Raw genomic sequence first — 12,616 nt, 5'->3', positions numbered from 1 at the left:
GATTAGTCATCCTTGTCCTTCACCACGTGGAGGACTTGTCGTGAACATCATCGCTACCTGCAGCCGTCAGCCCTGGAACAAAGGAAAACTGGTCGGGCAGAAAACCCCACTCCGACTGAGCGATATCTGGGCCATCCGAGTAAGGCTTCAAATTGCGGAAAGAACCCGAGATCTGGCTCTCTTCGATCTGGCCATCGACAGCAAGCTTCGAGCCTGCGACTTAACCAAGCTCCGCGTGCGCGATGTCGCTCATGGCGAGCACGTATCATCACGAGCCATGGTGATGCAGCAGAAAACGCAGCGGCCTGTGCAGTTTGAGATCACTGAGCAAACACGGTCTGCTCTCGCGGCCTGGATACACCGGGCCCAGCTACACAGCGAGGACTGCCTTTTTCCTAGCCGGCTGCATACTTCAGACCATCTATCTACTCGTCAATACGCTCGTATCGTCAAAGGCTGGGTTAAAGCCGTAGGCCTTGATCCTGCGATGTATGGCACACACACAATGAGACGTACGAAAGCATCACTGATCTATCGCAGGACGAAGAACCTGCGGGCGGTTCAGTTGCTGCTCGGACATACAAAACTGGAGAGCACTGTGCGATACCTGGGGATTGAGGTCGATGACGCCCTGGAAATGGCGGAACAGACTGAGGTTTGACCATGTATAGCGACGGTCGAAGTCAGACCGTCGCGAACCGGCCAAAAGCTGACGTCACCCAAGCCGCTTCCGCTAACGTCGGACGGTCAGCCTGGGTGGCCGCGCTAACAAATGGTTATATGATCTGCCTACTAAATGAGAGCCGATTCAGGCCTATGCTTCTTCAACAACCACCTGTATGAAAAGAGCACGGCACGATGATAAATGATTCAGATTTGGCCGAAATGATTCCTTCCGCGCTAACAGGTGTAACTGTCGGGATCGGTTCGCAGATCCTGCTTTTTGGCGATATGGCTAGCGTGTTAATTCAGTGCCCATTCGCTTGTGATATCAATAGGGTATGCAAGTGGGGGCATGGTGAAGATGCTGCCACAAGCCCTTTACTTTTCGACTTTCTAAACCACGATGTAGAAGCTTTTTCAATTGATAGTTTTGGGGTTTTCACCATCACCTTCAGTACGCAAATGATCTTGCAAATCCATCCTGAGAAAAATGGATTGGAGTCTTATGTCGTGAGTACGCGGCACGATATATTTCCCATCTTGGTGTGGTAGCCAGGAACGCGATGGCTATACGACGCGAGCCCCGGCCTCCGCTCTGACTCTGGTTGCTGACACCTGTGGGTCGTCAGCTGCCGGTAGAGATAGGCTGCAACCGACCCTGTGCTGTCGCTTGTACCCCATGCACCACTTGAGCAGTGAAGGAGTCCCTATATGAAAAAGCCCCCCTTGTACCTCTTTGCCAAGGTGCGGTGCATTTGTGAGTATCGCCCCAGTGTTACGGCTATCGTGCTGTTTGGTCTCGAGGTTGAGGGTGAGGACGAACCACCGGTTTATATGGAGATTCGCTTCATTGATTACACCAGCCAGCAGATTGAAGGGGACCATCTGATGCTTTCGCTGGAGGAGGCACTTGAGTACGCTCAAGCTGATTACGGTATCCACCAGACTGATTGGCGTGCGATGAACCAAGAGGAAATTGATCGGATTACATGGTAGCTAGAGCAGCTACCGGGCCTGTTCCTGACTCGGCGTTAAAAGACGAGTGAGAACCGCAACTGATCAAGAGGAGCCCCTTCCGATGATCGCTCGCAAGACGTTGCAGCCCTCAAGGCCTCAGAAGGAATCCGTTTCGGACATTGTAGAGTTCGGTAATTTGACTGCTCGCCTGCCGCTATGAGTCGAATGCCAGATCGCAGCTCGACGTTGCACTTAAAGCTGTCAAGGTTGCCTAATGCCCTAGGCAGCGTCCGATCCGAAACTGCCATTGCGTCTTTTACACGCCGAGACCAGAACGGCTTGGGCTTGGATTCGTTCGAACCTTTCGTGGATGGTTCAGTGCAGAATTTGCGCGATGGTTTGCGCGACAAAAGCCGACCATGCAAAGAGATTCTCCGACGCTTGTTCGCTCTCGCTGAGCCAGTACGTCCTGGCACCCATAAAATATCCCCTGACATTGATCCGTAAGTGGCAGCCATCGGCTAGGCGTGAATCACACGCCCTTCAGTTAACATCGATGCCAGGATAAAGATCCGCAGGTGGGTGGTAATCGGGATCTTCAAAACGACTATTGTTGTAATGCATTTTGGCAGTAGGCCCCTCGCCTTCGTACGTCACCTCAGAATTGGGAGTCAGATGCCATCCGGTCCCATCTTTGTCGCGTTCGATCAGCGACGGATACAACGTACATGTCCCGCCCGAACCGGATGTCAGCATGAATTGGTAATAGCGTCCGGCTTGGAGCGTGAACTTCGCCGAGACATAGCAGTAACGAGTGCGTGTCCCGTGGATACGCCAGCGGCTAAATCTGTGTCTCGTGCCCAAGAAGCCTCGCAATAACCGTACATATTTCTGGAAACTGTACAAATCCCTCGCGGTCGAGAAAATGTCCCCCACCACTAACGACTTCTTGCTCGGCTTTGAGGTTGCGGGACAGTTCGATAGATGCTGCCGGCTCAACAATTGAATCGTTGTCGGAAAACAGCGAGATGATTTTCTGTGTACGACGGCAAACTTCCGCGTGGTCCAGCGGTGCATCTGTGAAGGCGTGTAGCTCTGGCAACGTAGACACCGTTCTATCGAAGCCGGAGACCAGCAAGACTCCGCCAGTTAGGGTGTGTGCGGGTAAGGACAACAAGTGCCGTAGAGCAGCGATGCATCCAAGACTATGCCCTATGAGGATCGTGTTTGTGTCAGCTGCTGGCAGTGATTGCTGCAACGCCAATGCCCATTTTATTGGATCAGGATTGAACGAATCAGGCATAGCTGGAATGCTAACTTGCGCGCCTTGCTCCCGTAGCACCTCCGCCAACCAAGGAAACCAGTTCACATTGGGCGAGGCAGTATAACCATGCACAATTACAACGTGTTTACCGTCATAGCGGTTCGATGTTCTGTTGGCTGCATGCATATTGGGTATCAGAGATCAGCGGATTGATCGGTCGCTGATACTACACTTTCTGCTTTCGGCCGGCGAGGATGTCACAGCTGATAAATTGAGCGATCTGGATGATTCCCTGCAACGCGTGTCGTGGTATGCGTCCAATCGCGGCCATCGGCAATGCGGTTGTAATCTAGGGCTGATGGCAATTCGTGGCCGTCAATGACCACGACTCGTGCTGGTCACTCCGTTGAAAATGGCTGGTCAAATGCGATGCAAACGAGTGGTCAAGTGAGGGCCAATTTCGCATGAGTGACACAAGGCCTGATTTCGGCAAACTCGCCCTGCCGCAAGAAGCGATGCAGTCGTGTTTTTTGCGGCACAGGCGGCAATGGCAATGGATCACTGATTTGGATGTGGCGGATGGCTCCTAGGTGACGTCTGCGCATAAGCAGCTTCCTTGGTATACCGTTGTCGTACGCTTTTCCGATCATGCGAAAATGTCAGCGTAACCGTCCACTTAAGTCAGTCGACCTACCTGTAAAGATCCTAACAAACCAAACCGTCGAGGGCGTGGGTGGCTCACAATCACACTGCGATTTATCGGGCTGGCGAGTTGGAGGGCTGATGGGTTTTCGCGAGCAAGCTCGCGCCTACAGGCGTGAGATGTCGGGGGGACGTATGCATAGCGCCAGGTCAGCGCCTTTCCAGCCAGGCAAGCCTGAGCATTTCATGTGCCCCGGTCGGTTACGAGGCACATGGTAGCTCCCTTCAGCCACCGATATCCTGAGGCAACGCCAAGTAGAACGATAAGGCACCAAAATATACTGGCGAGCGTCTGCTTCTGGCCGAAGCACCGCCTCCGATCAGGCTTGTTTGACGCCGTTGGGTAACATCAGCAGGCAAGCATCAGCAACGGCATGGGCAAACGGGGCGAAGTCCTCGGTATTAGCGGCGATGATGTTATCAGTCGCGCCATGGACGCCCGCATAAATGAGCAATGCCACAACGTTCGGATGTTCTGGCGCCCAATTGCCGGCCAGCTTGCCCCCTTCAATAATCGCAAGCAATTGCTCGAGAATAGCGTTCTTCGAGCCGTTGGCACGATCATGATGGTGGTGGTTCACGTAGACGATATCGTGGATACGATATGTCTTGACGTAGGTTTCGATGTTGGCGTGAATCCAGGCGCGAAGACGCTCTTCCCAGTCATCGGCAGCGCAGCGCGCCATTGCATTGTCCAGGCTGAGCATGAAGCGCTCGGTATAGCGCACGGCCAGAGCGTCAAGCATTTCGTTCTTGGAAGAAAAGTAGTGATAAAACGTGCCCTTGGCCACTTGAGCTGACTCAACGATCTCGTTGATCGTGGTGGCCTCGACCCCCTGAGCTAGAAAAAGCTTCTCGGCTGCCGCCATCAGTTCATCCAGACGTACTTCGGCGGGTTTGGTCCGGGGCTTGGGAGCACGTTCTGTCGCCGGAGCTTTTACGGGGGCTTTGGTTTTCATCGTCTCGTTTCAAACAATTCGTCAAAGGAAATCAGTGTAAAGGAGGGAACCAATCGAGGTGGGAAAAAGTTGGAATGATCCATTGACCGACGGTCAGTCGGCAAATATCATGAGGCATGAACATTGATCGCTCCGCCTCAGATAACCCGGTCACCCGCCGCTTTCCCCGCATAGCGGCGCTATGTGCAGCCTACCTCGGCACGTTTCTCGCTACGCTGGATATCAGCGTCGTGAACGTGGCACTACCGACACTGCAAGACGCGTTGCAAACGGATATTTCCGGTCTTCAATGGGTCGTCAATGCATACACGATCTGTTTGTCAGCCTTCATGCTGTCTTCGGGGCCAATCGCCGATCGTTATGGGCATAAGCGGGCCTGGCTGGCAGGTGTAGGGGTGTTTACTGTCGGCTCAGCAGTTTGCGCTATGGCATCCAACCTGGATTTACTGCTGTTCGGGAGGGCGGTGCAGGGGGTCGCCGGTGCGCTTCTGATCCCGGGTGCCCTGCCAATTCTCAGCCATGCATTTCCAGACGCTGAAGAGCGTGCTCACGTCATTGGTGGCTGGTCGGCGTTCAGCGCATTGGCGCTTATCCTGGGGCCATTGCTGGGTGGCTTGTTGCTCCATGGCATAGGTTGGCAGAGTATTTTTGTTATCAACCTGCCTCTTGGGATGATTGCCATAGGCCTGGGCATCTGGGGGATCAGGGAGCACAAACAGCAAGCGCGCACAGCGCTGGATCCGGCAGGGCAAGTGCTCAGCGTCGTGTGTCTTGCCAGCCTGACTTATGGGCTCATCAGTATCGGCCAGCCGGGCTTGAACTCTTTGATACCCATAGCGGCGCTGGCAGTTGCCCTGGTGGTGTTTATTTTGTTTATGTTTGTAGAGCGGTGTGTAGATCGACCGTTATTGCCACTTTCGCTGTTTCGCAGGCGTTCGTTTGCCGTGGTCAACCTGGCCTCTTTTACCCTGGGTTTTTCGTACTACAGCTGCCTGTTCTTCTTCTCGATCTATTTACAGACGATTCAAGGCTTGTCAGTGGTTGAAACGGGTTGGCGAATGATGCCGCAGTTTCTGGTCACCGGCTGCGTGTCGATTTTGTACGGGCGCTTGAGCGCAGTGATGACATCGCGAAGACTTCTGGTGGCCGGTTATGGCGTGACGGCGCTGGCGATGTCTACCATGGTGACCTTCACAGCACATACCCCTTATTGGATTGTGGGCACCCTGTTCGGGCTTCTGGGGCTCGGAGCCGGTCTCGCAGTACCTGCCACCAGCATGGCGGTTATGACCGCCGCACCGATTGATCGTATGGGGGTGGCCTCTACCACGATGAACGCGTTGCGTCAGATGGGCATGACAATCGGCGTCGCCTTTTTGGGCACGCTCATGAGCAGCGAGGCGTCACGAGTGCTAGCTGCCGCGCTGCGTGATCAAGGGGTAGCCAAAGCGCCTGAGATTGCGCGGTATGTGATTGCTCATGGTGTGGCATCAAGTGACTCGCTGATTGTTTCTACACTTTTTGTTCCCGCGATGGAGCACGGGTTTCATGTGGCAATGATGGTTTCCGGGCTCGCCTGTGCACTGGTGGCCCTGATGCTGTTAATCACCTCTTTTGAGGCCGACACCTTGCCATCGCCCCCACCGAAACACACAGATGGCGGCTGACTTTGCTTCAGAGTGGAGCCAGCCTTGAAATTCACCTGCAGTTCTGTGGTCTGTACAACAATCCCGTAAAGGACTGTTTTATGTCTATTCGCCGTACCCTCTGTTTCCTGACGCTGCCGTTGTTCGCAGGTTGCCAGTATTTGCCCCACACCAACTACTTCACCGCGCCCGAAAACGAGCCCAATCCTGCCTGGGTACGTATCGTCGACTACACGCAACATGCCGAAGTTTACCAATACGAAAACGGTAAACGTTCGGGCGGCGCTGTTCGCACCGGCCTCCTGCCGTTCACCCATACACAAGACGTGGGCATGCCCAAGGCAGGGCAAGACCTCACATGGGACTATTACGAAACGCGGATCCGACCCGGTATCGAAACGCAGGTGGATCTTTTCTGGGAGGGGTCACGCACTCGCTCCTGCCACATCTCGACGAAGTTTACTCCCCAAGCCGGACTCTATTACCAGTTCAGGCTGACATCCGGCTCATCAGGCAGCTGTAGGGTGTACGCATCGCTGATTGAGCGCGACACAGAAGGAAACGGTTGGCATCTCACGCCGAATCCGCAGGTGACCTACAACGGTGATGGACCGACGGCCCAAACCTATTACCAGAACAGTAGGTTTGAGGACCCCGATTATCATCCACCTGAAGCTCTGTATCCGGGGATGGACATTTACTAGACAGGTGCACGACTACAAGGAATCGTTAATTGGCTAGCGCGAAATACTTCCGAACGCTCGGCGAGCGAGCCTCAGAAGATGTGTTCGCATGGGCGGCATTTGTCGCGCAAACAGAATTCCAGTGGAAAGACACAGCGTCAGTCCAGGACGCCGTCGCCTGGCAGCGTATTTGGTTCGAGCTTGAAATACTCAACGGGCTTGCGTTGGCGCATTGGGAGGATGAGGGAAAGCCTATTAACTGGTCGAGCCGCTGGAATACCGACTATCGACAAGAAGCGGCGGCCCTGGCGAATGACTTGCTGGAGCTTTTGTGCGATGCAGAATCATCTGGAGGCTGAACCATCACGCTGGTCTCACGCAAAGTGCCCAGAAGTCGGATTGCGGCGAACAACGACCCGACGGTCAGCTCAATAGGCATCTAAACCGCTCTTCAGGGAGTTTCTCTGCAAAAATCGCGTCGGCTTTCAGCAGCACACCCTCAAATATGCCAGCTTATCCATCCCCATCCGCGCGCTTGTGCAATAGAGCATTTTATAAACCGCTCACACCGTATTGTTCCTCACTGCGTTGATGCTCTTTTGGCTGATACTGCGCGTAGAGGTTGTAGAGTGATCACGGGATGACTGCTTCTGGCCGGTTAGCGACGTTCTGACTTCGACCGTCGCTATAAATGGTCAAACCTCAGTCTGTTCCGCCATCTCCAGGGCGTCATCGACCTCAATCCCCAGGTATCGAACAGTGCTCTCCAGCTTCGTATGGCCGAGCAGCAACTGAACCGCCCGCAGGTTCTTCGTCCTGCGATAGATCAGCGATGCCTTCGTACGTCTCATTGAGTGGGTACCATACGTGGCTGGATCAGGGCCCACGGCTTTCACCCAGCCTTTGCGACAGCATGGACATCTCCGAATCCGTTGACGTGCGCGACGCCTCCACACCCAGCGCCATCATTCCGATGGGCGCCGGACCTCAATCTCGACAATGTGGCGAGGACTCAGTCCACGCCGGGCATCGCCGTTGGCGATGGCGACTATATCCTCGTCTTCATCTCCAGCCCAAAGACCTATTAGGCCGTACAGAAAAAAGTCCGCATAGGAGCAGCTAGCATCCCGAACCTGCCAGGCCACGACGGAAGTTTTGCTCGTGTTCAGTTGGGTCAAATTCCCAACGAGGCGGGCTGGAGCGACCCATAACGCCGAGCGAGGTGAGGGCGGAGTCGCGAAAAGGTAGTAGGCGTGCTCTGACTGCTTGAGCAAGTCGTCGCATTGTTCCAAGTCGATGCTTATCGTCGATCTGAAGCCATTTCCCGACGCCTTGCCGAAGCGCTTTTTCACCTGCACGAGGGTGGCTCGCTGGATCACCGTTTTGCCATCATCCACGATACGAGTCAGAAATAGAATATCCGCTCCAAGGCGAGCCCCGGCAGGGGTGATGGCCCCTTCCTCCCGCTTGCCGGGCTGACGAACGAGCACCGATAGGCTTGGATAACTGGCCCGCGTCATAGCATTGAGCTGATGTAACTGTTCGCTCGCCTTGCAAACCGCCTCCTGGGTAAGGGCTAAAAGACGTGCCGTATGAACTTCCTCGTCCTCCCCCCAAGTCCCTAGGTACTCGCGACAGTAAACATCCTCCATCTGACTGAGCGCCTTATGGATAACTCGCTCCAAGGATGGATCGCAAAGCCAGGTTTTGGCACCGATACCGGGAAGTGTGCTGGAATCCTCACCTTGGTCTAACGGCCCTTCAAAGTCCAGTGCACCCAGGCTTTGCCGCATCAGCCCATTGACCCTCAACTGCACTTGTCTTGGACCAGTGCTGACAAGATGTTTCGCAAAGACTAAGAGATCCTGATCAACCATCAACCGCAGGAGCACTGGCTCAACTTCGGCAAACGCTACCTGCGGAAGCCATAGACAGCAGAAAGCGAGGAGCCCATGGGCAAGCTCTTGGTTGTCCCTCACTTGGTCAAACAGATCCTGCCGCCATGCCTCGCGGGCCGCCGGGCCTAATTGGCTCCACGGTGTGCCTTGGCCCCACATCTCGGATGGCAGTTCTTTAAGGGCTTCAGCAACGCGTTTATGGGCGGACCAGGCTGGGTCCACTAACTCGTGCCAAGCAGCAGCAAGCGCTATGTCTGAGGGCATGGAATCCGGCAACAACTTGGCAAGCGACAAGCAGGCCTGGGCAAGGCACGCTTTGAAATCATCTTTCTTCCCTGCCTTAGGACGGGAGCGCCAACTCAGGAACATCCTGCGAACATCGTCCGCCGCAAGCGTTCGACAGTATTGAATCGACGCTGGAAAAACGTTTGGGTCGACTTGATCAAGAAGCAACTCACAGGCCCGGCGATCCTTTTGGACCGTCAGTGAATTCTCAAACAGCGACAGGACGAGATTGCGATCCAGATCCTTGGAATAACCCGAGGAGATATCAACACTCGTCTTCAGACAGCCAAGTAAGTGCCCCCAATGCTGCACGACCAACTGCTCGAAGGCCCAGCCATCCTGATTGCGACCGGGGGTGACTAACTTAAGGCTAACGATGCAATCGTCTTGAGATGTACGGTTAACAAGTGCCGACATGATCTGCCGATCCTTCAGAAAGTGAGCCCTCTCATTTGAATTGGTATCGAGTAGCCAGCTCACCCAACTCTGAAGAGGCGCGATCTCAGCCAAGATGGTTGCACGTAAAGCATGACAATCGACGTCCAGCACGTCCTTTCTAAAAGCCTGTAAGGCGGACGGGTAGGCATGTTGATCCAATATGGACGACGACCCCTTGCCCCCACTGTTTCCGCACCCTAGGAGTACCAAGGTCACTGCAATAGGGCTCTGATGTGCAGCGACCCTAAGATTGAATTCGAAGGCCTCACGCTCGTTATGCCCCCAATCATATAAGGCCTGACTGCCCTCACCAGCCAGATGAGCGTAGTCCAGCCGAAGCATGCCCTCTCGGACATCAAAATAGCGTCCTAGGTGTTCGACTAGCGGCGGAGCCCAGTCAGCCAATTCGATCTTGGCTACTGCAACTTCTTTGTCGAAGCTAAGTTCCACACTCAAATCCTTTCCCCTTCCGTGGCTGATACGTGCTGGTTGGATCGAGGGATTCTACCTACGGACTGAGCATCATGCGTATCCGAGCTGACGCATTTGACCGGTTGCGACGCTTCACGAGCGTCCGCTAAGGGTCAGTTGTGTTGAAAAAGTCGGTTTTCAGAAGACGCTTGAATATTGATGGATACCCCCCCCTGTTGCACACTGCTACGTCAAATCAGAGTCCTGAACCTTCTGCCCAAATTTCAGATCTCAATCTCCGACGCGTACTTTCCTGTCTTAAAAATCGCGACCGAATTTTTCAACAAAATCGCCCCTTAGCTGACGTTCAAAATCTCAGATTTTAGCTTAACGGTTAATCGCTCAAATGCTGCGCTTCAGCGCGCCAGTACTGTTCGTTCCACCAGACGACAAGTTCAGCATGTTGTTCATGAGTGATCCACGCCCCATTCGTTTCGTCCATTGGATCGCCCCCAAACACTAACGGTTTTACATGCCACTTGATCTTCCCTTTGAACTGCTCGTCAGGCTCAAGCGAAATTTGCTGGGGCATCGTAAACGGCGTAATACATTGCGCATCGAGTGGCAGCGTTGGCACCGTAAAAATCGCTCCGTAAGCGTTCATGACGATAAAGTAGTCCCAATTTCTTAGGCCCAGTAGCGTGTAACCCGGAAGGTAATGTTCAAATCGATAGGTTCTCATCGCAGAGAAGCTTTCATCCTGCGTCAGGATGCTGAGGTAATCGTCGTTTTGCCAACCTTCGTTCATAAAATACTGACTCAATTCCAGAATTCGGTTTCCCATCAGTTGCCCATGGCTGCAAAGCGCCTCTTGATACCTGTCATATAGCCCATTATCGCGGGGAGTCTCATCTGACCGTAATAGCAAGAACCGCCAAGTTTCCCACTATCCCAGCAACCACCCAAACAAACGCTCCCAGCGCCTTGAATACCTTCCGCGAGGGGCTGAATACAACGCTAAGCAATGCCCCGATGAGGATGCCTGGAAAGCTGAACAAGTAGAAAAGCCATCCCATAGCGTCTGTGACCCAGATGTCGAAAAGTAACAAGTACAGCGCCATTGCTATAGCCATTCCCCCCAGCAATTCTCGCGATGCTTTACACAGCAGCGATATGCAAAGCACTGCCGCTTGAGGAAACCACGTGTACGCAAAATTCTCCAGGAAGAAGGGGCCTTTCCCGGTTATGTAGATGGCAACGGCGAGACTCAGCCCGACGCCCATGGCTGCCAGCGGAATACGAGTGAACTGTGGAGGATTGCGTTCTATCGATCTCATTCCCTGTGACCTTTTTTGCGGGTGATTCGTTGAGGACTGCAGACTTTTACAGTGAGATGCCGCCGAATTAAGTGGTACGCGAAACTCCAGCTTTCCATCCGTAGAGACCGCTCGAGAGTGCCAGCCTTCGATAGTCCAGACCGGACACATTTGCTCCCAGAAGCCAAGCTGTCACCACATCTGAACCTGAGTAACGGATTGCAGAAACAGTTTAGAGCTAAGCCACTCAAATCAGAAAGAAGCGTGTTATCGGCCTTTTCAGCGGCATCACCGATATGGTGCTGATGAAACACCAGGCACCTCACGAAAGACTCTCGAACCAAACCAGTTTCCCAGCTGGCAAGGGAAAATCCATGCGAGACACTCAGAAAAACCTTCTGCGCATGGATGGCATCAATGCCCAACCTCTACAAACCTCTCGCTGCGGTAGCACTTATTGTGTGCTGTTTGGCACCTATTGCGTTCGCCGGACCTGCGGTAGACGAACATCAGCAGCTCAGCTTAATCCTTCGTCAGCTTGATGCTGCAGATCGTCTCTCAATAGAGAATCCCAACGCGGTAATAGACCCAAACGCCCGCTATACCTTCGACTATGCGCGCCTTTCAGCCGACATCGACCTGATCCGTCAAGGCATCAATGGCTACCTCACCCCTTCCCGCGCCCAACCGAGAAATCCACCCGAGCTAACCGGGCACTACACCCGATCCGGGCAAACACAACCATGAGTATGAGCCCTCAACAGCTCACTGCCTTCAAGGCCATGGGCGGTTTCACGCCCCAGCAGAGCACCACCTTGTTCATAGGTTTGGTGCTGGCCAGTGCGCTGGTCTTTGCCGCCTGGGCGCTTGGCAGCGGCTATCGAGGTTGGGCAACCGGCCAGATCTCTCAAGCCAAGTTCGTAGGACTGACGCTGAAAGTCACCCTCATCTACATCCTGCTCACCTTCCTGCTGCTGCACTGACGCGGCCTTAACACTCAATCACCGCCATTGGAGGCAACCATGTCCACTCGCCTGCATTTCAACAACCTCACTCACCGCCTGTCGCTCTACGTCCTGACCCTTTCGACTGTCATGTCTTCCGGCACTCATGCGGCATTGCCTCAGATGGAGGCGCCAAGCCGAGGCGAAGGCAGCGGCATCATCCAGACCTTGCAAAACCACGGCTTCGATATCGTCGGGCTCATCGCCTTGGCCATTGCTGCCGCTGCGTTCTGTGGTGTTGCCTACCACGCCTATGGCTCTTACTCCGAGGTGCAAAGCGGTAAAAAGACGTGGGGACAATTCGGCCTCACCTGTGGCGTGGGCGCTCTGCTTCTCGTGATCATCATCTGGCTGCTGACTAAGGGCACCGGCGTGCTGTGAGGTGATATC

Annotated in this window: 14 protein-coding genes and 1 pseudogene; 9 read left to right on the top strand and 6 right to left on the bottom strand. The window is 54.1% G+C overall.

What is annotated here, in order from left to right:
* Nucleotides 1-40 precede the first annotated feature (40 nt).
* The 3 genes from BFP99_RS14980 to BFP99_RS33290 all read left to right on the top strand — a co-directional run bounded on the left by BFP99_RS14980 (nt 41) and on the right by BFP99_RS33290 (nt 1,659).
* A complete protein-coding gene (locus tag BFP99_RS14980) occupies nt 41-661 on the top strand; it encodes a tyrosine-type recombinase/integrase (protein ID WP_065935688.1) in 621 nt (206 codons plus the stop codon).
* A 197-nt stretch (nt 662-858) separates the two neighbouring features.
* Nucleotides 859-1,215: a hypothetical protein gene (locus BFP99_RS14975; protein WP_003192646.1), complete on the top strand. Its 357-nt coding sequence runs from the start codon at nt 859-861 to the stop codon at nt 1,213-1,215.
* Between the two features lie 159 nt (nt 1,216-1,374).
* On the top strand, nt 1,375-1,659 hold the full coding sequence (locus BFP99_RS33290; RefSeq protein WP_032900782.1) for a hypothetical protein: 285 nt from the start codon (nt 1,375-1,377) through the stop codon (nt 1,657-1,659).
* Nucleotides 1,660-2,461: 802 nt separating this feature from the next.
* On the opposite strand, the gene BFP99_RS32045 is transcribed toward BFP99_RS33290, so the two are convergent.
* Entirely contained in the window at nt 2,462-3,070 is a 609-nt protein-coding gene (locus BFP99_RS32045; RefSeq protein ID WP_003192641.1) for an RBBP9/YdeN family alpha/beta hydrolase, read from the bottom strand.
* Nucleotides 3,071-3,906: 836 nt separating this feature from the next.
* Entirely contained in the window at nt 3,907-4,545 is a 639-nt protein-coding gene (locus BFP99_RS14965) for a TetR/AcrR family transcriptional regulator (protein WP_003192639.1), read from the bottom strand.
* A 116-nt stretch (nt 4,546-4,661) separates the two neighbouring features.
* Here BFP99_RS14965 and BFP99_RS14960 point away from each other — a divergent pair, with 116 nt between their 5' ends.
* The 3 genes from BFP99_RS14960 to BFP99_RS14950 all read left to right on the top strand — a co-directional run bounded on the left by BFP99_RS14960 (nt 4,662) and on the right by BFP99_RS14950 (nt 7,233).
* On the top strand, nt 4,662-6,212 hold the full coding sequence (locus BFP99_RS14960; protein ID WP_015885950.1) for an MFS transporter: 1,551 nt from the start codon (nt 4,662-4,664) through the stop codon (nt 6,210-6,212).
* An 80-nt stretch (nt 6,213-6,292) separates the two neighbouring features.
* Nucleotides 6,293-6,895: a hypothetical protein gene (locus BFP99_RS14955; RefSeq protein WP_003192635.1), complete on the top strand. Its 603-nt coding sequence runs from the start codon at nt 6,293-6,295 to the stop codon at nt 6,893-6,895.
* Between the two features lie 29 nt (nt 6,896-6,924).
* Nucleotides 6,925-7,233: a hypothetical protein gene (locus BFP99_RS14950; RefSeq protein WP_015885952.1), complete on the top strand. Its 309-nt coding sequence runs from the start codon at nt 6,925-6,927 to the stop codon at nt 7,231-7,233.
* A gap of 336 nt (nt 7,234-7,569) precedes the next feature.
* Here the strand turns inward: BFP99_RS14950 and BFP99_RS32040 are convergent.
* The 4 genes and pseudogenes from BFP99_RS32040 to BFP99_RS14935 form a co-directional block, all read right to left on the bottom strand.
* A pseudogene (locus BFP99_RS32040) lies at nt 7,570-7,779 on the bottom strand (tyrosine-type recombinase/integrase); the annotation flags it as partial.
* A gap of 60 nt (nt 7,780-7,839) precedes the next feature.
* On the bottom strand, nt 7,840-9,945 hold the full coding sequence (locus BFP99_RS14945; protein ID WP_218064740.1) for a hypothetical protein: 2,106 nt from the start codon (nt 9,943-9,945) through the stop codon (nt 7,840-7,842).
* Between the two features lie 355 nt (nt 9,946-10,300).
* Nucleotides 10,301-10,714, bottom strand: coding sequence for a hypothetical protein (locus BFP99_RS14940; RefSeq protein WP_065947640.1), 414 nt, complete (start codon nt 10,712-10,714; stop codon nt 10,301-10,303).
* A 100-nt stretch (nt 10,715-10,814) separates the two neighbouring features.
* On the bottom strand, nt 10,815-11,243 hold the full coding sequence (locus tag BFP99_RS14935; protein WP_065947571.1) for a hypothetical protein: 429 nt from the start codon (nt 11,241-11,243) through the stop codon (nt 10,815-10,817).
* Between the two features lie 396 nt (nt 11,244-11,639).
* Between BFP99_RS14935 and BFP99_RS14930 the strand changes: the two genes are divergently transcribed.
* From BFP99_RS14930 to BFP99_RS14920, 3 genes are read left to right on the top strand one after another with little or no spacing between them, the layout of a single operon-like run.
* Nucleotides 11,640-11,969 (top strand): integrative conjugative element protein, RAQPRD family, encoded by a 330-nt coding sequence (locus BFP99_RS14930; protein ID WP_083221188.1) that lies wholly within the window; start codon nt 11,640-11,642, stop codon nt 11,967-11,969.
* Nucleotides 11,966-12,205 (top strand): TIGR03758 family integrating conjugative element protein, encoded by a 240-nt coding sequence (locus BFP99_RS14925; protein ID WP_065947570.1) that lies wholly within the window; start codon nt 11,966-11,968, stop codon nt 12,203-12,205. The genes BFP99_RS14930 and BFP99_RS14925 overlap by 4 nt, the downstream gene beginning before the upstream one ends.
* 39 nt (nt 12,206-12,244) lie before the next feature.
* The gene (locus BFP99_RS14920) at nt 12,245-12,607 is read left to right on the top strand and encodes a TIGR03745 family integrating conjugative element membrane protein (protein ID WP_065947569.1); all 363 of its coding nucleotides are present in this window, start codon (nt 12,245-12,247) and stop codon (nt 12,605-12,607) included.
* Nucleotides 12,608-12,616: the final 9 nt, after the last annotated feature.

It is taken from the genome of Pseudomonas sp. 1 R 17 (assembly GCF_900067035.1).
GTDB lineage: Bacteria > Pseudomonadota > Gammaproteobacteria > Pseudomonadales > Pseudomonadaceae > Aquipseudomonas > Aquipseudomonas marginalis.
This window is presented reverse-complemented; position numbering and strand designations above follow the sequence as displayed.